Annotated in this window: 21 protein-coding genes; 1 reads left to right on the top strand and 20 read right to left on the bottom strand. The window is 36.9% G+C overall.

Annotated elements, in window-relative coordinates:
* Positions 1–27: 27 nt before the first annotated feature.
* From DFQ08_RS09560 to DFQ08_RS09490, 15 genes are all read right to left on the bottom strand, one after another.
* A complete protein-coding gene (locus DFQ08_RS09560; RefSeq protein ID WP_114309804.1) occupies positions 28–714 on the bottom strand; it encodes an SDR family NAD(P)-dependent oxidoreductase in 687 nt (228 codons plus the stop codon).
* Between the two features lie 2 nt (positions 715–716).
* Positions 717–944, bottom strand: a complete 228-nt coding sequence (locus tag DFQ08_RS09555; RefSeq protein ID WP_114309803.1) for a hypothetical protein — start codon at positions 942–944, stop codon at positions 717–719.
* 3 nt (positions 945–947) lie between these two features.
* Positions 948–1,640 (bottom strand): GTP cyclohydrolase I FolE, encoded by a 693-nt coding sequence (folE, locus tag DFQ08_RS09550; protein WP_114309802.1) that lies wholly within the window; start codon positions 1,638–1,640, stop codon positions 948–950.
* 55 nt (positions 1,641–1,695) lie between these two features.
* Positions 1,696–1,968: a TIGR03643 family protein gene (locus tag DFQ08_RS09545; protein ID WP_114309801.1), complete on the bottom strand. Its 273-nt coding sequence runs from the start codon at positions 1,966–1,968 to the stop codon at positions 1,696–1,698.
* The gene (locus DFQ08_RS09540; RefSeq protein WP_114309800.1) at positions 1,965–2,396 is read right to left on the bottom strand and encodes a hypothetical protein; all 432 of its coding nucleotides are present in this window, start codon (positions 2,394–2,396) and stop codon (positions 1,965–1,967) included. The genes DFQ08_RS09545 and DFQ08_RS09540 overlap by 4 nt, the downstream gene beginning before the upstream one ends.
* Positions 2,397–2,751: 355 nt before the next feature.
* The gene (locus tag DFQ08_RS09535) at positions 2,752–4,227 is read right to left on the bottom strand and encodes a cryptochrome/photolyase family protein (RefSeq protein WP_114309799.1); all 1,476 of its coding nucleotides are present in this window, start codon (positions 4,225–4,227) and stop codon (positions 2,752–2,754) included.
* Positions 4,228–4,323: 96 nt separating this feature from the next.
* Positions 4,324–4,464 (bottom strand): DUF2256 domain-containing protein, encoded by a 141-nt coding sequence (locus DFQ08_RS09530; RefSeq protein ID WP_114309798.1) that lies wholly within the window; start codon positions 4,462–4,464, stop codon positions 4,324–4,326.
* Positions 4,461–5,879, bottom strand: coding sequence for an SDR family oxidoreductase (locus tag DFQ08_RS09525; RefSeq protein ID WP_114309797.1), 1,419 nt, complete (start codon positions 5,877–5,879; stop codon positions 4,461–4,463). The genes DFQ08_RS09530 and DFQ08_RS09525 overlap by 4 nt, the downstream gene beginning before the upstream one ends.
* Entirely contained in the window at positions 5,876–6,517 is a 642-nt protein-coding gene (locus tag DFQ08_RS09520) for a flavin reductase family protein (protein WP_114309796.1), read from the bottom strand. Before DFQ08_RS09520 ends, DFQ08_RS09525 begins: the two co-directional genes overlap by 4 nt.
* Positions 6,518–7,828 (bottom strand): ABC1 kinase family protein, encoded by a 1,311-nt coding sequence (locus tag DFQ08_RS09515; RefSeq protein ID WP_114309795.1) that lies wholly within the window; start codon positions 7,826–7,828, stop codon positions 6,518–6,520.
* A 2-nt stretch (positions 7,829–7,830) separates the two neighbouring features.
* Positions 7,831–8,490: a TetR family transcriptional regulator C-terminal domain-containing protein gene (locus DFQ08_RS09510; RefSeq protein ID WP_114309794.1), complete on the bottom strand. Its 660-nt coding sequence runs from the start codon at positions 8,488–8,490 to the stop codon at positions 7,831–7,833.
* A gap of 109 nt (positions 8,491–8,599) precedes the next feature.
* A complete protein-coding gene (gene arsB / locus DFQ08_RS09505; protein ID WP_114309793.1) occupies positions 8,600–9,652 on the bottom strand; it encodes an ACR3 family arsenite efflux transporter in 1,053 nt (350 codons plus the stop codon).
* Positions 9,653–9,654: 2 nt separating this feature from the next.
* On the bottom strand, positions 9,655–10,272 hold the full coding sequence (locus tag DFQ08_RS09500; RefSeq protein WP_114310174.1) for an arsenate-mycothiol transferase ArsC: 618 nt from the start codon (positions 10,270–10,272) through the stop codon (positions 9,655–9,657).
* A 23-nt stretch (positions 10,273–10,295) separates the two neighbouring features.
* Complete coding sequence (locus DFQ08_RS09495; RefSeq protein ID WP_114309792.1) at positions 10,296–10,766, bottom strand: DUF6428 family protein; 471 nt, start codon at positions 10,764–10,766, stop codon at positions 10,296–10,298.
* Positions 10,767–10,789: 23 nt separating this feature from the next.
* Entirely contained in the window at positions 10,790–11,125 is a 336-nt protein-coding gene (locus DFQ08_RS09490; protein WP_114309791.1) for an ArsR/SmtB family transcription factor, read from the bottom strand.
* 170 nt (positions 11,126–11,295) lie between these two features.
* Here DFQ08_RS09490 and DFQ08_RS09485 point away from each other — a divergent pair, with 170 nt between their 5' ends.
* Positions 11,296–12,141, top strand: a complete 846-nt coding sequence (locus DFQ08_RS09485) for a DUF2911 domain-containing protein (protein WP_114309790.1) — start codon at positions 11,296–11,298, stop codon at positions 12,139–12,141.
* A gap of 67 nt (positions 12,142–12,208) precedes the next feature.
* Here DFQ08_RS09485 and DFQ08_RS09480 read toward each other — a convergent pair whose 3' ends face one another.
* From DFQ08_RS09480 to DFQ08_RS09460, 5 genes are all read right to left on the bottom strand, one after another.
* The gene (locus tag DFQ08_RS09480) at positions 12,209–13,180 is read right to left on the bottom strand and encodes a Gfo/Idh/MocA family protein (protein ID WP_114309789.1); all 972 of its coding nucleotides are present in this window, start codon (positions 13,178–13,180) and stop codon (positions 12,209–12,211) included.
* Positions 13,173–14,990: a sodium:solute symporter gene (locus tag DFQ08_RS09475; protein WP_114309788.1), complete on the bottom strand. Its 1,818-nt coding sequence runs from the start codon at positions 14,988–14,990 to the stop codon at positions 13,173–13,175. Before DFQ08_RS09475 ends, DFQ08_RS09480 begins: the two co-directional genes overlap by 8 nt.
* Positions 14,991–15,147: 157 nt before the next feature.
* Entirely contained in the window at positions 15,148–17,667 is a 2,520-nt protein-coding gene (locus DFQ08_RS09470) for a PIG-L family deacetylase (RefSeq protein WP_114309787.1), read from the bottom strand.
* 127 nt (positions 17,668–17,794) lie between these two features.
* Complete coding sequence (gene corA / locus DFQ08_RS09465) at positions 17,795–18,874, bottom strand: magnesium/cobalt transporter CorA (RefSeq protein ID WP_114309786.1); 1,080 nt, start codon at positions 18,872–18,874, stop codon at positions 17,795–17,797.
* Positions 18,875–18,876: 2 nt separating this feature from the next.
* Complete coding sequence (locus DFQ08_RS09460) at positions 18,877–19,416, bottom strand: mechanosensitive ion channel domain-containing protein (RefSeq protein ID WP_114309785.1); 540 nt, start codon at positions 19,414–19,416, stop codon at positions 18,877–18,879.
* Positions 19,417–19,418: the final 2 nt, after the last annotated feature.

Raw genomic sequence — 19,418 nt, 5'->3', positions numbered from 1 at the left:
AATTGATGATTGCTTAAATTTAAGCAATTAAAGTTTAAAACTCACAATTCCGCAATCCATTTCGAAAACTTGTCCAGATTGGGATGCTGCGGCATCAGAAAGTAAAAATGCGGCCATTTGTGCCACTTCTTCAGGTTGTAAATACTTCTTTAAAGGATGTCGTTCCTTCATTTGGTCCATCATACGGTCATTCCGAAGTAATTTAGACGCTAAGTCCGTATCGGTAACCGTAGGGGCAATGGCATTAACCCTAATCGTTGGCGCTAACTCCGCCCCCAAACTTTTAGTAAGTCCTTCAATAGCCGATTTAGAAGCTGCAACACTAGCATGAAATGGCATACCTAATTTTGCGGCCACCGTACTAAATAAAACAATAGAAGGTTTGTTCCCCGTCTTTAAAGCCGGAATGTAATGCTGAATGGCTTTAACTGCCCCGAGCACATTAATTTCAAAATCCGTCCTAAAGTCCTCCAAACTTAGTCTATTGATTGGTTTTAAGTTAATACTTCCCGGACAATAGACTAAGCCGTCGGCACTCGCAATATCGGGTAAATCATCTTTTAAAATATCACAGGTGTAATGCGTTACATTAGCATGATTGACTTCAGGAGCCGTTCTGCTGATATTTACAATCTCATCATAGACCGATAGGGATGCCTTTATAATAGCGCTACCAATTCCACGACTTCCTCCAATAACTATAAGTCTTTTCATACTTATGAGGCTGTTAATGGACGTCCTTTTAATCTTTTTTCAATTTTCTGTTTAATCATCGTTAGGCGCTTCATTAAATCCATAAGTTGAGCGTCCTTCTTTTTCTTATAAATTTCATTGATTTCTAAGATTAAATCTTTGGCTTCTCGCGCCGCTAAAATGCGATCGCTAGTGGTTTTAAATGAGAATTTTCTATTTTCAAATTCTAAAGCTTTTTCTACTGTTTTCATAGCTTAATGGTTTATATAATTTTGTAATTCAATAATTTTTGAAGGTGTATTAAATTCACCGCCATAATAGGTGGTTACGGTAGCCGAAGCGTCATCTTTAACACCTCTTGAGGCTACACATAAGTGTTTTGCATCTATAATTATAGCCACATCTTTGGTTTCTAAAACCGTTTTAAGTTCATGGGCTATTTGGTTGGTTAAACGTTCTTGAACCTGCGGACGTTTGGCGTAATACTGTACAATACGATTAAGTTTAGACAGTCCGATAACCTTTCCTGATGATTTATAGGCTACATGCGCTTTTCCTATAATAGGTACAAAGTGATGTTCGCAATACGAATAAAACGTGATGTTTTTCTCTACCACCATCTGATGGTATTGGTATTTATTATCAAAGAGCGATACCTTGGGTTTGTTTCTAGGGTCTAAGCTCGAAAAAACTTCATCAATATACATTTTTGCCACCCGATCTGGAGTGCCACTCAGGGAGTCGTCGGTTAAATCTAATCCGAGGACATCCATAATTTCTGAAAATAATAATGAAATGCGGTCTTTCTTGTCTTCATGAGACATCTCAAAAGCATTCGCTCGCATTGGGGTGTCTAGGCTAGTAAATAAATGATCGTCACCGATAGCATCCGAAGAAAAGCTTTCTAAGGTGGTTTCCGTTAATTGAGAAGTGGCTTTTAAAGTCATAAAATCTTTTTAATGTGCTGTATTTAAGGACTCCTACCTTAAATCAAAGCACGGGTTAACGTTTAGAAGTAGAGTTATTTGATATACTTTTTTGACGCGAGCATTTAAAGCGGCCTTTATCAAATGTTCTTTTTTTAAGATGTTTGGTGGCTCTGCCTTGTACGCGTGCTCTCCATAATCTAAAGCTACTGGGTTTTAATTCTCTTCGCATTAATTGAATCACGTCTTGTTCTTTTAATTTGAATTGAAAAGAGATGGCTTCAAAGGGCGTTCTATCTTCCCAGGCCATTTCTATAATACGGTCTACGGTTCTTGGTTCTAAATTCATATATCGGTCGGCATGGTATAGGTAAGATCATAACGGACTTTTAAGTCTAATAGTTTATCAAAGAATTTCTTATTTTCCTTGAAGGTCTTACTGTTTCTAAAATGAACGAATCGGCCTTGAGCATGTATACTAGATCCATTAGTTTTATAAAGTACTAATTGATAGTAGGGAATAACCCAAGTGAAATTTTTCAATCCTTTATTAATCCTAATCACAATACCCTTTGGTCTTAATTCTATATTGGCATAATTGATATCAGAAACTTTATTCATTAAGGATTTCATGTTAGGACTCACCTCATCAATAATCATACGCTTAGAGCCTATACCTTTCATTCTCAACTTTTGTACCAAACTAAAAGGTCTGCCAATTAAGTCTGAAATGATCTGCTTATGTTCAGCGTTGTAATGTGTTGTGTTTAAAATCATAACTACTCAAATGTACAAAATGTTTAATTTAAATATTAAAAAGTTAAACAAAAATTAACACTTAATTATGATGGGTATTTCTTAGTGAGATCCTCCACAAACATCTTACGGTCTTAGTCGTTTTATACGACTATTACTTTCAATAGCCAAAAAGCAATTTCTAAGCGTTAGGAGAGCACAGTAGTAAAAGGGATTTTAGCTTATAAAGATGCTCATATTTCATAACGGGTTAAGTGCTTATCGCTATAGGTTTGAGAGTGCTAGCTCGTAATGATGTTTGGAAGGATCATTTTAAGAGAGTTAAAACTCTAAAGTGGTTTTCATGCTTAGAAACAATACGATGAGGCATTTGAGTTTAAAGTGCATCAATAAAACATTCTGCGGTATCTAAATGCTGTTCTTTTTTTTCAGGCGACATTTTGTCAAAAGTACTAATAAGCATGCCTAATCGAGGGTTGTTTAAGAAGAACGCTCTTTGCTTATCTATAAACCTCCAGAATAAACCATCCCAAATGGGTTGCCAATCGGCTTTAGGGTAGTTACTCATTTTTGAAATGTAGTTACTGCTGCTAATATAGGGTTTCGTTGCCATAAGGCCACCATCTGCAAAAAGTGCCATGCCATAAACATTGGGAACCATCACCCAATCATAGGCATCCACAAAAAGTTCCATAAACCATTGGTACACTTCATCAGGATCAAATTCACAGAGTAACATAAAATTGCCCAATAACATTAAGCGTTCAATATGATGGGCATATCCTGTTTTTAAAATCTTTTTAATCAGGTCGTCTATGGGAGGAATCCCTGTAGTGCCTTTATAAAAGGAATCGGGAATTTTTCGGTTGAAATTCCAAAAGTTCTTTGTGCGTTCTTCGTTGCCTTTAAGTTCGTAGATACCTCTTATAAATTCGCGCCAGCCTACAATTTGTCTCACAAAACCTTCTGTAGAGTTCAGAGGTATATGGTTTGTTTTAGCATAATCTATAGCTTTGTCAATAACGTCTTGAGGCTTTAATAAACCCACATTTATGAGTGGTGACAGAAGACTATGGTTTAAAAAATGGGCTTCTTTTACAATGGCATCTTCATAAACACCAAACTCATGAAAGCGCTGTTCTAAAAATTGGTCTAACCAAGCCTCGCAAGTTGTAAAATCAATAGGGTAGAGGCTAAAATCTGTCAGTTGGCCATAATGCTCTTTAAAATGGGTGTTTACATAGGTTTTTGCTTCTTTGTGAAACGCTGTGGAGTCTGGAAACTTAATGCTTGGTGGCGTTTTATCTTTGGGGTATTTCTTTCGGTTCTCACTGTCATAAGACCATTTGCCCCCTTCAGGTTCCTTGCCAACCATAAGGAGATCATGTTTTTTGCGTTGTTGTTTGTAAAATGTAGTTTGGAAAAAACTCTTTTTAGAAGGCTTAAAAAAGTGTTCTAAATCGGCTTTAGAATTTATAAATAGCGGATTGTTATACCATGTTATGCTAGCCTTTTCGGCAGCTTTACGTAGGCGTTGTTCTAACCAATTATCTGTGGGATCTATAATATGGAATTCTTTGATGCCCTCTTCAATGAGTTGAGGGAGTAAGGCTCTTACATCACAACGTTCGGAAGTGGCCTCAATATAGGTCACCGATTTGCCTTTTTCCTTTAAAAATGCCGCATAGGCTTTCATGGAAGCTCTATGAAAGGCTATTTTTTGTTTGTGGAATTTATACTGTTTAAAAAATAAAAAAGCTTCAATAAGATAAACAGGATGGTCTAACTCTAGAATTTCAGACGTCTTAAAGAGTTGATGCGGAAATATAAGTATGGCTTTACTCGTCTTCATGATGATAAATGTTGAATGATGGTAGGGATGAGAGAAAATTGGTGTTGCCGCCAAATGATTCGTCTGATATTTTCGATCTGCTTAGATTAAATCGCTTTAGTTTTTTTGACTGCGGCATTTTTTACTGCAATACATGATGGTATCCCAATTTAATTTCCATTTTTTTCGCCATTGAAAAGGCCGCTGACAGACGGGGCAGACTTTGGAGGGGAAATTTACTTTTTTACGAGTTTTCATGGTTTAACTAAAGCATTGATCATACCACTAAATATAAAAGCATGAAACGGTAATACGGAATACCAATACAAACGGCCCCAAACGCCTTTGGGTCTAAATACCGCGCGTTGAAACAATTGGTTTTTTTCAATTTTAAATTCTAACCAAGCCTCTCCAGGCAATCGCATTTCAGCAAATAAAAGCAAACGTTTTTCGTTTTTATCTGCTAATAAAACACGCCAAAAATCTAAGGGATCTCCGGCTTCTAAATCGGTATCGTGGGTTCGTCCTCGGCGTAAGCCTACACCGCCAAAAAGTTTATCGAGATAACCTCTTATTCTCCATAGCTTGTTAAAACTATACCAGCCATTTTTACCTCCAATACTCCAAATTTTCTCTAAGGTTAAGGCTTCGTTAGTTATAGAACGTTGTCGGGTATCTGTAAAGCATCCGTATTGTGGAAGCTCTATATACTTTGATAGTTGGTCTTTAAATCTGCCGCTGCTTACCGCATCTTTCCAACTTGAAATTACTGCATTTTGCTCTGTTTTTTGAAAGGCCAAATCTACCGCTGTTTTATAATCGATAGGGGTGATGCCAATAATGTCGTTAATTGCACTGGGTTTTCCAATAACTTCAACTTTCATGCTATCGACTAAAGCGGCGGCTAGCTTAAAAGAGGTTGAGGTTACAAAATACAACCAGTAGGAAGATAGTTTAGGGGTTAAGACCGGAAGGGTAAGGATATAGCGTTTTAAATCGCGTACTTCTGCAAATTGAAGTAACATTTCTTTATAGGTTAAAATTTCGGGTCCAAAAATATCATAAGCGTTATTATACAATTCTTTTTTCCCTAAGGCACCAGATAAAAAACTTAAGACATCTCTAATAGCAAGCGGTTGCGTTTTGGTGTTTAGCCATTTGGGCGTGATCATAAAAGGTAATTTTTCTACGATATCTCTTATAATTTCAAACGATGCACTTCCACTGCCTACAATGATTCCGGCTCTAAAGGTCGTAAGGCTATAATGCTCAGATTTTAGTGTGTCTTCAACTAAAAGTCTTGATTTTAAATGTTTAGATAAGGTGTCCGCATTTACAATACCACTTAAATAAAGGACTTGTTGGCATTGGGTTTTAGCGACTAAGGCTTTAAAGTTAGAGGCACATTGTTCTTCTAAACTTTCAAAGTTTTGGGAAGAGGTCGCCATAGAATGAATAAGGTAATAGGCGGCGTCAATATCATTAGGAATTTCTGAATTTTGAGGTTTTAGAAAATCAACTTTTATAAAAGAACAGTTAGGGGCTTCTTCAAGAGCATCAGGAATTCGATTAAGATCGCGGACACAGCAAACCAATTCGTGATTTTGATCTAGCAGTTGTAAAGCAAGTCGTTTGGCGATGTATCCTGTGATTCCTGTGATAAGAATTTTCATGTAGCGTCACTGTTTTTAAATTGAGGTTTAGGACGCTGATAATCTAAGCGTGTTTTTAAATTTGGAATACTATAACCGTCTAAACCATTGATTGCAGCCACCTTGGCTTTTGCTAAGTTAATAAAACCATCTTGCTCTATCAGGGTATCAGGCACATATAATTTTTTAATTTCCCCTATAATTAAAATGGTATTATTGGCTTTTATAGGGTATTCCTCAACAAATTGCATGGCGAGTTGTAGCGGCGCATTTTTTACAAATGGTGCTAAAAATTGATCTTTATAGTCTTCTTCAAGTTTGGTGACATCAAACTCTGAAATCCCTCCATCATATTTAGCCGACGTATGGTGGGCGTCTTCAATAATCGCTTCAAAAATAGGGTTAATCGTATACTGTTTACTGGTTTTTATGTTCTGATAGGTGTTTCGCATCACGGTTGTGGGACGCATAAAAAAGCCTAATAATGCCGGATCGGAACCTACATGCGTCACCGAACTAAATACAGCAACATTAGAAATGCCATCGCTACTTTTGGTGCCGATGAGGTTCGCCGATTTATAGCCAGAACAACTATTAATAAGATTAATTTTGAAGAGATGCTCTAATTGCTTTAGGTCTTCTTGTGAATATTCAGCCACTTATAACGTTTTAAAATTATTGATTTGAACTTGCTTTGCTTTAAGGTCGAACATTAAATTGTAAAGTCCGAAGAAGGTTCTATTGATATAAATAAAATGCTTCGATCCTCTATTACCATTCATGTTTTTAAGTTCGGTGCTTTTAGAGTAGCGTTGTCCCATTTCAGCAATCTGATTAAAAAACTCAGGATTTGAAAAATCGAAAGTTTCAGAATGAAAGGGGCGAGTAAACAAACTGAGCAATTCGTGAAACATGGCCGTAAAAAACGTGGTTTCTGCTTCGGAATCTTCAGGTTTAAGAATTTCTAACTCATAGAGTTTCGCGGTAAATAACTCCGGATTTTCAATGCATGCTTTTTCTGCTAATTCAAAATACGGGATATAGAAACTCTCAGGAATGACCTTCATACATCCAAAATCTAAGGCAATTAATTCGGCTTGCTCAGAAATTAAGAAGTTTCCGGGATGCGGATCAGCATGGACCTTTCTTAAATGGTGAATCTGAAACATGTAAAAGTCCCATAAGGCTTGTCCTAATTGGTTCGCCTTTTCCTGATCGGTATTATGGGCTACAAATTCTGAAAGATGTTCACCTTCCATATAATCCATAGTGATAATACGCTCGGAGGAATAGGCTTCGTAATAGGATGGAAACTTAAGATTCGGAATGTGCTGACATGCCGCCACCACTTCTTTACTTTGAGCGATTTCTAAAATGTAATTGGTCTCTTCTGTCAGTTTATTTTCTACCTCTTTAAAATACTTGTCAGAATCCTTTCCTTTAATATTAAACATCTTAATCGCTATAGGTTTTACCAGCGCTAAATCAGAAGCTATACTTTCAGCAACTCCAGGATATTGGATTTTCACAGCAAATTTCTTCCCATTTTTTTCTGCTATATGCACTTGGCCTATACTCGCAGCGTTTACTGAAGTTGCGTTAAAAGTATCAAATAAATCTTCGGGGTGTTTTCCGAAGTATTTTTTAAATGTTTTGATTACTAAAGGTGGTGATAAGGGCGGAACGGAAAATTGGGATAATGAAAACTTTTCTACATAAGCCTGCGGCAGTATGCTTTTTTCCATACTTAACATCTGTGCCACTTTTAAGGCACTTCCTTTCAGTTCTTTTAAACTGTCGTAAATATCTTCGGCATTATTCTGATTAAGACGTTCTTTGGCCGCTTCCTTAGAGCTGACCATTTTATCACCGTAATATTTTAAATAGTTAACCCCAACTTTGGCTCCCGTAGACACAAGCTTAGAGGCTCTTGAGATTTTGGTTATCGGGATACTGTCTAATGTTTTCATCCTTATCCGTTTTTGTGAATTTTTTCCTTATAAATGAATTTTCCAAAATCAATAAGACTTTTTAGCGGAGTGGTATCAATAATATCGAAACTCGCCATTACCGATTTTTCTATAAAAATGTCGGTTTTTTCAAAAGAAGGCGATTGATCATCGAGCCAAAACTTAAGGGTGATTAAGAATTGAATCCAAGCCGATTCATTTAGGGTTTTGTCCATGAGTTTTTCTATCTGTTCTTGTTGAAGATCTAAAGTCTTAATATCTAAAGATTTGATATAAACTTTAAAATGCGAACGTAATGGACGGAGTTTTTTTACTGCTTTTAAATGTTGCTTATCGCTATGTAAAGCGTATACCACATAACTTCTATTAGCCGTTAAGATTTCAAAAAAAGTGAAGTAAAAACTGAGTAGTTTGTTGCGGGCATCAAAGGTTTGATACTCCTCGCTTTGTTCTAAAACCTGTATGGCATTGCTAAAGAAAATTTCGAAGATGGATTCCTCCAAGGATTCAAACGAACTAAAGAACTCGTAGAATTTTTGCTCCTCAAAATTATGCGCTTTAGCAAATGCGTATACGGTTTTGGGATTTTGGTTATGCGTTAACACATAATCCATATAATAGGTGACTAAATCTGACTGCTTAAGATGCTTTTTTTTGGCCATGGTGCTTTATTTACCATGTAAAGATAATTAATGTTTAACTATTTTTAATTTTAGTTAAACAAAATTTAACATCTTGACTTTTGTTACTTTAGTTGCGAAGTATGGTTTCCTAAGCTTTTTTAGGGAGGTAATACTTTTTACGTAACCAAAAGGAGACCCGAACTAAAAGAATTAAGGCTGGCACTTCTACAAGCGGTCCTACAACGCCTGTAAAGGCTTGACCCGAATTTAATCCGAAAACAGCAATGGCCACGGCAATTGCCAATTCAAAATTATTACCGGCAGCTGTAAAAGCGATAGCTGCATTTTTATCATAAGTGGCGCCCATAGCTTTACTGACAAAAAAGCCAATCAAGAACATTAACGAAAAATAAATGAGCATAGGTAATGCAATGATTAAAACATCCATCGGTATCTCCACAATCATTTCGCCTTTTAAAGAAAACATCACAATAATGGTAAAGAGTAAAGCGATTAATGTCATGGGAGAAACTGCCGGAATAAAGGTATTTGTATACCAAGCTTCTCCTTTTATGCGAACCAAAATTACTCGAGATAAGATGCCTAATAGAAATGGGATCCCTAAATAAATGGCAACACTTTCAGCAATTGTTCCTATAGAAATATCTACAATAGCGCCTTCAAAACCAAAATAGGGCGGAAGGACGGTAATAAACAAATAGGCATAGAAACTATAGGCGAAAACTTGAAAAATACTGTTTAAAGCAACAAGACCGGCACCGTATTCACTGCTACCTTCAGCTAAATCGTTCCACACTAAAACCATGGCAATACAACGCGCTAAACCTATAAGGATTAACCCTACCATATATTCCGGATGGTCTTGTAAAAAGATGATGGCCAGGGCAAACATTAAAATTGGCCCTACAATCCAATTAAGGAATAAAGAGATGGATAAGATTTTTACATCTTTAAAAACCTTAGGGAGCAATCTATAATTAACCTTGGCTAAGGGTGGGTACATCATTAAGATTAACCCAATAGCAATAGGGATATTGGTGCTTCCGCTACTATAGGTCTCTATATATTCAGGAAAAGCAGGAAATAAATTTCCTATGCCTACACCAATGATCATGGCGATAAAAATCCATAGGGTCAGATAGCTATCTAAAAAGCTTAATTTTTTTTTAATAGCACTCATGTTTAGTGATTATTAAGGTTAGCAAATACATATTTCATTTCTGTAGCAATCTGAAGACTGCGCTCTTGATACTTCTCCATTTGTTGCGGAGTATGATCAAAGGCTTTTGGGTCTTCGTAGGTTAACGGAATGCGTTTTTCAGCGCCTAAAAGCACAGGGCAACCTTGGTCTGCACTAGAGCAAGTCATAATGGCTGCAAACTCAGAACTCGGGTTAAAAGGAGCCTCAATGGTTTTAGAAAAACCGATTATAGGCGATGCATTTTCGCCATATTTTATACTGTACACGGGATTGCTTCCCGCTGCTATAGTCTGAATATGGAACCCGGTATGTTCTAAGGTTTTTGCCGCTACAGGAAATAATGCTGTAGCTTCCGTTCCTGCGGAATAACAAGCAACCCGATCAATTTTATAGTAGGCCGCCATAGTTTGCGCCCAAACCTGGGAGAGGTGGCTACGACGCGAATTGTGCGTGCAAATAAAATTTAAATTAATATTGGCCTTTTGATCAATTTTAGACTGAATAAAATCGATAAGTGGTTGTAATGTTGCTTGGCGTTCTTTGGAAAGAGTATGCGCTGCTAAACCCTCTATTTGCGTTGTAATTTTTGAATATAACATGGTTTGTATTGTAGATTTAGTGCTTAACAACATCCTGAACCAGGGGCACAAGATGGTGCATCATTTTGTAAGTCTGAAAATTTAAGTGTTTTTTTAGGCTCAGGAACACCACATTGATCCTTAGCTAAGCAATCGGTTAACTTACTAGTCAGTAAAAAGTTTGTGCCGTCAAAATCTAAACCGTATTTACCAATCGTATCGCCTTGGTATTCCACTTCAATTTCCAAATCTCCAATGTTTAAAGTGCTTTCAGAAAGCTCAATTATGTTTAATAATTTTTCAGGATGTAAGCGGTGGTCGTAATCATCGGCTTCCCATAATTGGAAATTAACCACTTGCTCAGAACGTACGGTTCCTCCGCAGTCAATAAAATCTTTCTGTATTTTTCCGACTTCAGTCACATGAAAATGAGAAGGCACTAAGCTTCCGTTAGGTAATTGAAAAGCAATGCTGTCTAAGGCTTGTAATTTTGATTTAATTTCTGAAAGTTTCATATTGTTTTAATTTTTATTAAGAGTTAAGAGCAACAGATGTCATTGTCTTGCAGATCTTGATCTAAGAAAAGATGTAAGGTCTTTTTCATAGCGGTCCAATTTGCTTTATCAATACAATAGCACACACTGGTGCCAGTAATGTTGCCTTTTATAAGTCCAATTTTTTTAAGTTCTTTTAAATGTTGTGAGATTGTGGGCTGTGCTAAACCAATTTCATTCACCAAATCCCCGCAAATACAAGTATCTATTTTAAATAAATGTTGCAGAATAGCCACACGTGCAGGATGCCCAAATACTTTAGCAATATTTGAAATTTCATTTTGTTCTTCGGTAAACATCTCGGATTTTGTAAGTCCCATAAGTCTTATTGATTATTATATTGCAATATTACGATTAATGTTTTACATAGCGATTCATTTCCATGAAAAACTTTGCGCGTGGCTTGGTTTATTTTTTTAAGGATTCCTTAACACATACCATGTATTGATGTTGTAATTTTACCTTCAAACAACCATAACAGTAAATACAAATGAAGAAATTAGTACTTTTTACAATGGCCTTAACTTTAATGTTTTCGGTCCATGCACAAATTGAAACTCCACAGCCAAGTCCTTTTTCTAAGGTAGAGCAGAAGGTGGGTTTAACCGATGTTACCTTAGAGTATTCACGTCCAAGTATGAACGGTAGAACCATTTTTGGTGATTTAGTTCCTTACGGTGACGTTTGGAGAGCTGGAGCTAATAAAAATACCATTATTACGTTTAGCGATCCCGTTGTTGTCGAAGGCGAAAAGTTAGAAGCAGGTGCCTATGCTTTATTTATTGTGCCTTCTAAATCATCATGGGACATTGTTTTTTACAATGACACTAATAATTGGGGAGCACCTAAAGTTCTAGACGATGCTAAAGTGGCTGCTAAAGTTACTGTGGCTTCTATGGAATTGCCAATGAATGTGGAAACGTTTACCATGACATTTGATAATTTAAAGAGTAATTCTGCCGAATTAGGTTTTATCTGGGAGAACACTATGGCTAACGTTAAGTTTGAGGTTCCAACCGACCAAATCGTTACGGCGGCTATTGATAAAGTTATGGCCGGACCTACAGCAAATGATTACTATGCCGCAGCAGTTTATAATTTAGTAGAAGGTAAAGATTTAAAGCAGGCTAAAGTGTGGATGGATAAAGCAATGTCTATGATCGATGATCCTAAATTTTATCAACTTAGAAAACAGTCTTTATTATACGCAGCCTTAGGTGATAAGAAGAATGCTATCGCTACCGCTAAAGCCTCTTTAGAAAAAGCTAAAGCAGCAGGAAATGACGGTTATGTAAAAATGAACGAAGCGTCTTTAAAAGAATGGGGAGCTCAATAAGCTTGTAGATTTTTTTAATAGTATCATATACAAAAGCGCCACTTTTAAAGTGGCGCTTTTTTTTGTTTTAATACTGTAGGCCGATCTCTTGTCTTACCCGGTCTAAGGTGTCAATTAATTGTTTGCTCAGATCAAACGTCATAAGGTCGCTTTCGGTTTTACCAGCGTTTAGAAGGGCATTGAAATGTTCAATTTCATAACTATAGCCAATGGTATTGCTCTCAAAGTTTTTAACTTCAGTTTGGCCGTTGTGGTCCGTGAGAACAACAGAAGATGGTTGATGAAATCGGCCTTCAATTTTAATGGTGCCACGTTCGCAATGGAAAAGGGCTTCGGTAGCGGTCTTTTCTAGGAAGGTACTTTTTAATGTCGCACTCGCTTTTGGGTACTCAAAATTTATAAGGCATTCAGCATCGGCACCAAGATCGTAAAATTGGGCTTCAGCTTGTATGGTTTTAGGGCGTCCTAAAGTGGCTAAGGCCGCAAAAATAGGGTAGATACCAATATCTAATAAACTACCACCGCCAACAGATTTGTCAAAGACCCGAGAGGTCCTGTCAAATACCGGTTGAAATCCGAAATCAGCTTCCACCTTTTCAAGGGGTCCAAAGTGTTCGGTTTTAATAAGCTGTAAGACATATTGAAAATGGGGTAGGAATAAAGTCCACATCGCTTCCATAAGTAAGGTCTTATGTTCTTGTGCAACTTGGATCATGTGTTCCACTTCCTCTAAATTCATAGCAAAGGGTTTCTCACAAAGCACCGCTTTTTGTTGTGATAAACACAGAATGGAATGGGCTTTATGAAAACTATGAGGCGTGGCAATATAGACCGCATCAATCTTAGGATCGGCAACCAAAGCCTCGTAACTCCCATAGGCGGTATCCGCATGGTAGTCGTCTTTAAATTTAGAGGCCTTTTCTAGAGACCTTGAGGCAATCGCATAAAGATTTGCGTTTGGTACATCATTGAGATCGCGGGCAAATTTAGATGCAATTTTACCGGCACCAATAATCCCCCATTGAATTGTTTTAGGCATGTTCTGTTCTTGTTTTAGGCGTTGTGAATTGCAAGATATGGGCGACTATTATAACTACCACACAACCAAATAAATTCAACCATAAATAAGGCATCCAGTCCCAATACCAACCTATAACGACTATGGCTTGTGTAATTAAAGCTCCAAAAAATACGGCATTTCCTTTAATGTGTTTAAAGAAAAAAGCGAGTAAAAAGATACCCAATACATTTCCGTAGAAGATAGAACCAATAATATTAACAAGTTGAATTAAATTTTCAGCAAGGTCCGCAAAGCAGGCAATAATAATCGCCACGATTCCCCAACCTAAGGTAAACCATTTGGTCATTTTTACCATGTGGTCATCGTCTTTAGCTTTTTTAATATTTCTACCATACAGGTCAATAGACGTAATAGTTGCTAAGGCATTAATTTCTGATGCGGTAGAAGACATCGCTGCAGATAAGATTACAGCTAGTAATAAACCAATAAGTCCGGTTGGAAGATTATTCAGAATAAACCGAATAAACATATAATCTCTATCATTGGTCTGCGTGTCTTTAGCAGCTTCTTTGTACAAAGCATTCCGCGCTTCTAATTTACTTAAGTAGGCCGAACTTTCTGGCTGAGTTTCTAAAGCTTTCACTTCGGCATTAAGCTGGTTGTATGCTGCAGTATATTCCGGATCAATCGCTTTTTTAATTAAAAATTTAGATTCTAAACGGTAGGTTTTTTCAATACTATCTAATTGAAATAATTGGGTTTTAAGATCGTCGTCTTTACGTTTAGAGTAGGCTAAGCTAATCTCTTGTTTTTGCTGAAATAAATCGGTTTGCTTTTCTTGAAGCGCTCTATAATCGTCACCGTAGGTTGATGCTAAAACAGTTTCCGTAGACTTATCAATAAAATTTAAAGGTGAAGGGCTAAATTGATAAAATACAAATACCATTACCCCAACAAGAAGTATAAAAAATTGCATCGGGACTTTAAATAAGCCATTAAAAAGGAGTCCCATTTGCATCTCTTTCATGGATTTCCCTGAGAGGTAGCGTTGCACCTGACTTTGGTCTGTACCGAAATAAGACAACATTAAAAAAGTACCACCAATTAAGCCTGTCCATACGGTATATCTGTTTTCAAGGTCGAAAGAAAAGTCTAGCACTTGCATTTTACCAGTGGCGCCAGCAATATCAATGGCGTCTTTAAAAGAGACTTCCTCCGGAATTAAATTGATGATGATAAATAAGGCGGCAATCATACCAGCGAAAATGACAAACATCTGCTGTTTTTGTGTCACAGTAACGGCTTTTGTGCCTCCAGATACGGTATAGATAATAACCAATACCCCAATAATGATATTTAAGGTTACAATATTCCAACCTAATACTACCGAAAGAATAATGGCGGGTGCAAAAATGGTAATTCCGGCGGCTAATCCACGTTGAATTAAAAATAGAATGGCAGTAAGACTTCTGGTTTTTAAGTCGAATCGGTTCTCCAAAAATTCATAAGCCGTATACACTTTAAGGCGATGGTAAAGCGGAATAAATACCAGGCAAATAATAACCATTGCGATTGGGAGTCCAAAATAGAATTGCACAAATCCCATTCCATCAGAAAAGGCTTGGCCCGTGGTGGATAGGAATGTTATGGCACTGGCTTGGGTGGCCATAACGGATAAACCAATAGTCCACCATTGCGAAGTATTTCCTCCTTTAATATAATCTTGTGCGTTTTTCTGACCTCTAGTTCTCCAAGTCCCATAACCAACAATGATGGCTAGTGTGGCCACTAAAACCGTCCAATCAATTGCGTCTAATGTTTGTACCATAGCTTAAGAAAATGAAACGGTTATAAGGTAGAATATAACAATGTATAGTATGTTAGCTAAAAGCACAGCAGTATACATCTTGCTCCATTTTTGTTTTGGTGGTTCTTGTGGGGTCATTCAAAGGTTTTTTAAGCGGTGTTATCGATTTTTTGTGAGATTATTTTTTAAGTTCGGTTGGGGTTTCTTTTCCTGCGGAGAGTAAATTAGCAAATAGACGGTAGGCTCCCGAAACTCCTGCTGGGAATTCACGAAAGAAACTAAGTCCTGTGTAAATGTAATAGCCTTTGCCATACTGTGCGACCAATAAAGCACCTTCTTTAGACGATTCGCCTTTATCATTAGCGGCTAAAAGTGGTGTAAAGGCTTCAGACCAGGCATTTGGAAAATACAAACCGCGTTCTTGAACCCAACCTTCAAAATCTTCGGCTGTAATCTTATTAGGATAATTAAGCAACGGGTGCTTCGGGTCTAAAATTCTAATGTCTGCATTTTCATCCGTAACACGATCTCGAGATAAAGTTAAAGGATAAGGCGCGAGTTGTTTGGTCTTTAGTCCTCTATTGGTGTTATATTGTAAAATGAGGTTTCCACCTTCTTCAACATAATTAAATAGATATTTCTGTTTAAATTTTAGTTCTTCTAAAATATTATAGGCTCTAATTCCTACCACAATTGCATCAAAATCATCAAGGTTTTCTGGAGAGATTTGCTCGGGTGTAATGTAAGTAACGTTATAGCCAATTTGTCTTAGACTTTCAGGAACCACATCGCCGGCACCTTCAATATAACCGATATTATTTCCCAGTTTCTCAATGTCTAAACGGACAACTTTACTACGGCTAGGCATAAGAACCGTTTGAAATGGAATATGCCCGTAGTCTATTTCTATAAGTTCATTATTAAACACTTCGCCATTAATATTAAGCTGAGGACTTATAATGCCTTCATCTTGTTGTTTTGGTGGAATGACGGTAAAGATTAACTTTTGTACATCGCCTTTATTGGCAATCTGCACTTTTTGTTTCTTCGGAAAGATTTGCCATGTGTCTGGATGTGCTAATTCTAGATAGCCTTTAAGTTGAGACTGGCCTGCTTTTACGGTAACTTCAATGTCTTTTTGCTGATTATTTTCAAAAATAAACACCTTGTCACTGATGCTCACTGAAGCCTTAGGAATCACTTCAAATGGACGGTAAAGTTCGCCTTTATCAGGTTTTGAATAACGGAAAATTACCGGTTTTCTAAACGTGATAGGTGTGTTTTCTATTAGGAGATTAAAATCTACAAAAGCAGCTCTTGGCGTTTCTGGTAAGCCAATTAAGGTTTGCTCATCCACGTGGTACATGCCTAAAGTCGCTTTGTCATTCAACCAATAGGGTGTGGTATATGGACTATTTTCAGGAATACTGATTTCTTCCTTTAAAGTTAATTTCTGATTGTTCCCAAGGTTAATTTTCTTTATAATGCCTTGGTCTAATGTTGAAAGTTGGTACGATAGTAGTTGTATTTTGGTTGTGCTACGATTAACCAATTCTATATCTAAAGTCACATTGGTTTGAGGTGCAGCGTGTGGCGTTTGTGCAGAAACTTCAAGGTATAAGCCTGTGCACGCCTCAATGATGGTTTTTAAGGCTTTGGTTTTTATCGTTTTCCAGTGCTCATCTTTTAGGTTTTGGACCAATTTATAGGCTTCTAAAAGTTTGGGTAAATGCGCTGCCGGATTTTTAAAGTTAAAGTTTTCTTCAATTGGTTTTAGAATGTTTTCAATGGCTTTCCCGCCTTCAACACGTTGCCAAGAAACGTCTATGCCTTCAAAAATATTATCACTGCCGTTTAAAGCATTTCCTTTTAAGAATTCAATATATTCTAATTGGTTACCACGTTGCGACAAGCGGCCAAATCCTTGACAGAGGTGTTGGCTGCTAGCTAAAGCAGCGACTTCGTTATTAGACATGCCTTTGTTGGGATAATATACGCCAACATCAAAATTAAGCATGTTGCTTTTGTCTAGTTTGTCAAATTCTTCCTGACTTCCGTAGCGCCACCAAGAGGTGTTGTAAAATAAGCGCTTTGGTTGCCAAGTTTCGGTATATTTTAATTGCGAGGCATATTGAGAAGGGTCGTTGGCCAAATCAAAAGCTTCTACACTTAACATGGCAGAAGTAGTATGGTGTCCGTGTGTCGTTCCTGGTGTTCTATGATCGAAACGATTGATAATAACATCGGGTTTAAATTCTCTAATGGCCCAAACCACATCGGCTAAAACCTCGTCTTTATCCCAAATATTTAAGGTTTCTTCAGGGTGTTTAGAGTAGCCAAAATCATTAGCTCTAGAAAAACGTTGTTCACCACCGTCTACACGTCTGGCGGCTAATAATTCTTGAGTTCTAATAACGCCTAAAAGTTCTCTTATTTCAGGACCAATAAGGTTTTGTCCTCCATCACCACGGGTTAATGATAAATAGGCGGTTCTTGCTTTTTCATGGTTAGACATATATGAAATTAACCGTGTATTCTCATCATCCGGATGTGCAGCAATATAAAGTACAGAGCCTAAAACATTAAGTTTTTGTACGGCTTCATAAATTTGAGATGAATTTAGTTTTTGGGGGTGTTGAGCGTGTAAGATTGTGGAAAAACTTACAAGTAATAATAGACAGCGTCTAATTTGGTCCATGAGGAGAGGCGTTAGTTACTTTCCAAATATAGAAAAGTTTGCTACTACTAACCTTTGTTTTAGATTTTTTTAACGTTGCTTTAAAATTAAGAAAAGACTTATATGCTCTAGGCTGAGCCTTAATTTTCTAGAGCCACTTTTTGCGTTTAAAGTAAATGAGTAAAGCGATAAAAATAACGAGCATCACGCCTAAAAGAATGAAATATCCGTTGCGGTATTGCAGCTCAGGGATGTAGGTGAAATTCATGCCGTAGATACCTGCAAGAAAGGTGAGTGGAATAAAAATAGAAGACATGATGGTGAGCACCTTCATAACTTCATTCATCTTATTGCTTATGGTAGTCATATACATATCCATTAAACTCCATATCATTTCTCTGTAAATATCGATGTTTTCTGAAACTTGAATAAGGTGGTCGTAGATGTCTCTATAATAGGTTAATGTACGTTGAAAAATTAACTCATGCTCTCCTTTTTCTACCCTGTTAATAATTTCGCGAAGTGGGAAAATGGCACGACGCACTTTTAAGATTTCTCGTTTTAGTTGTTGTACTTCAATATTTATATTTTCTCTGGAGTTTCCGGCAAATAAATCAGTTTCTAAGTCTTCAATTTTGTTGCCTAAGGTTTCAATAATGCTAAAATAATGGTCAACCACAGCATCAATTAGGGCATAGAGTAAGTAATCGGATTGTAATCCGCGAATACGCCCATTCCCTGCACGCAATCGGTCTCTTACATTATCAAAAACATCGCCTTCGGCTTCTTGAAAGGAGAGGACGTAATTTTTTCCTAAAATAAAGCTTACTTGTTCTATAATAATCTTTTCGTCTTGATCGTAATACAACATTTTAAGTACTATGAATAAGTAATCCTCATACTCATCAATCTTAGGACGTTGGGTGGTGTTTACAATATCTTCTAAAACTAAAGGGTGTAGGTTGTATTGTTTTCCGATATTCTCAATTTCGTCAATGGCATTTAGACCATCAATATTAATCCATGTTACGGAGGAAGTGTCTTTAAAAGTCTGGGCCTCCTCTATATTGGTAAGGGCCTTTTCAACTAAGGAATCCTTGGTGTAATCAAAAGATTCTATTTTAAGCTTTTTTTCGGTTTTAACCCCAGTATAAACTAGTGTCCCTGGTGCTTTACCGGCATGTTTTTTATAATTATGAGTTCGTTTTTTTACTGGCTTTTTTTTCATAGTTATAGAATACTCGAACCTGAATCGTCTAAGGCGTCTTTTTGTAATAAAGTTACAGCTTTTTGTAAAATAAGATTATTGGGATAGGTTACTAAATTGCCATTATCTTCTCTTAAGATAAGTTGAAAAGCTCTAATGTCTTCAATTATAGCTATTACGGGGTAATCTTTATCGTGGATCTTAATCTTGTCACCAACTTTATATGGAAATGAGAAAAACATAATAACTCCTGAAGTGATGTTGCTTAAAATGGACCATATGGCAAAAAGCGCAATACCAATAACGGCAAATACGGAAGAAAAGACTAAGGTAATGTCTCTAGTTTCAGCGCCCAGAATAAAAGCTTCTATAAGAATGGCAATAAGGACTAAAGTTACTGTTGCGTAACGTCCAATCAGTCCTGCTCTAGCTTCGGTAGTACCGCTAGTTCTACCAATTTTTTTAACCGTAATAACGATGAGTGCTCTAATTGTAAATAATACAATGAGGAGTATAGTGGTATATAAAATTTGGTTGTTATAACGCTGAAAAATGGAATCCATAG

Source organism: Winogradskyella arenosi (assembly GCF_003337305.1).
Lineage (GTDB): Bacteria > Bacteroidota > Bacteroidia > Flavobacteriales > Flavobacteriaceae > Winogradskyella > Winogradskyella arenosi.
The sequence above is the reverse complement of the archived record's forward strand: the minus strand, read 5'-3'. Positions and strand labels throughout refer to the sequence as shown.

Excerpts from the sequence above, each read along its gene's own strand:
- DFQ08_RS09500 (WP_114310174.1), bottom strand. The coding sequence starts at position 10,272 with ATGTTATATTCAAAAATTACAACGCAAATAGAGGGTTTAGCAGCGCAT.
- DFQ08_RS09490 (WP_114309791.1), bottom strand. The coding sequence starts at position 11,125 with ATGGGACTTACAAAATCCGAGATGTTTACCGAAGAACAAAATGAAATT.
- corA (WP_114309786.1), bottom strand. The coding sequence starts at position 18,874 with ATGAAAAAAAAGCCAGTAAAAAAACGAACTCATAATTATAAAAAACAT.
- DFQ08_RS09460 (WP_114309785.1), bottom strand. The coding sequence starts at position 19,416 with ATGGATTCCATTTTTCAGCGTTATAACAACCAAATTTTATATACCACT.
- DFQ08_RS09545 (WP_114309801.1), bottom strand. The coding sequence starts at position 1,968 with ATGAATTTAGAACCAAGAACCGTAGACCGTATTATAGAAATGGCCTGG.
- DFQ08_RS09515 (WP_114309795.1), bottom strand. The coding sequence starts at position 7,828 with ATGAAAACATTAGACAGTATCCCGATAACCAAAATCTCAAGAGCCTCT.
- DFQ08_RS09555 (WP_114309803.1), bottom strand. The coding sequence starts at position 944 with ATGAAAACAGTAGAAAAAGCTTTAGAATTTGAAAATAGAAAATTCTCA.
- folE (WP_114309802.1), bottom strand. The coding sequence starts at position 1,640 with ATGACTTTAAAAGCCACTTCTCAATTAACGGAAACCACCTTAGAAAGC.
- DFQ08_RS09510 (WP_114309794.1), bottom strand. The coding sequence starts at position 8,490 with ATGGCCAAAAAAAAGCATCTTAAGCAGTCAGATTTAGTCACCTATTAT.
- DFQ08_RS09475 (WP_114309788.1), bottom strand. The coding sequence starts at position 14,990 with ATGGTACAAACATTAGACGCAATTGATTGGACGGTTTTAGTGGCCACA.
- DFQ08_RS09560 (WP_114309804.1), bottom strand. The coding sequence starts at position 714 with ATGAAAAGACTTATAGTTATTGGAGGAAGTCGTGGAATTGGTAGCGCT.
- DFQ08_RS09540 (WP_114309800.1), bottom strand. The coding sequence starts at position 2,396 with ATGATTTTAAACACAACACATTACAACGCTGAACATAAGCAGATCATT.
- DFQ08_RS09480 (WP_114309789.1), bottom strand. The coding sequence starts at position 13,180 with ATGCCTAAAACAATTCAATGGGGGATTATTGGTGCCGGTAAAATTGCA.
- DFQ08_RS09525 (WP_114309797.1), bottom strand. The coding sequence starts at position 5,879 with ATGAAAATTCTTATCACAGGAATCACAGGATACATCGCCAAACGACTT.
- DFQ08_RS09535 (WP_114309799.1), bottom strand. The coding sequence starts at position 4,227 with ATGAAGACGAGTAAAGCCATACTTATATTTCCGCATCAACTCTTTAAG.
- arsB (WP_114309793.1), bottom strand. The coding sequence starts at position 9,652 with ATGAGTGCTATTAAAAAAAAATTAAGCTTTTTAGATAGCTATCTGACC.
- DFQ08_RS09495 (WP_114309792.1), bottom strand. The coding sequence starts at position 10,766 with ATGAAACTTTCAGAAATTAAATCAAAATTACAAGCCTTAGACAGCATT.
- DFQ08_RS09485 (WP_114309790.1), top strand. The coding sequence starts at position 11,296 with ATGAAGAAATTAGTACTTTTTACAATGGCCTTAACTTTAATGTTTTCG.
- DFQ08_RS09470 (WP_114309787.1), bottom strand. The coding sequence starts at position 17,667 with ATGGACCAAATTAGACGCTGTCTATTATTACTTGTAAGTTTTTCCACA.
- DFQ08_RS09530 (WP_114309798.1), bottom strand. The coding sequence starts at position 4,464 with ATGAAAACTCGTAAAAAAGTAAATTTCCCCTCCAAAGTCTGCCCCGTC.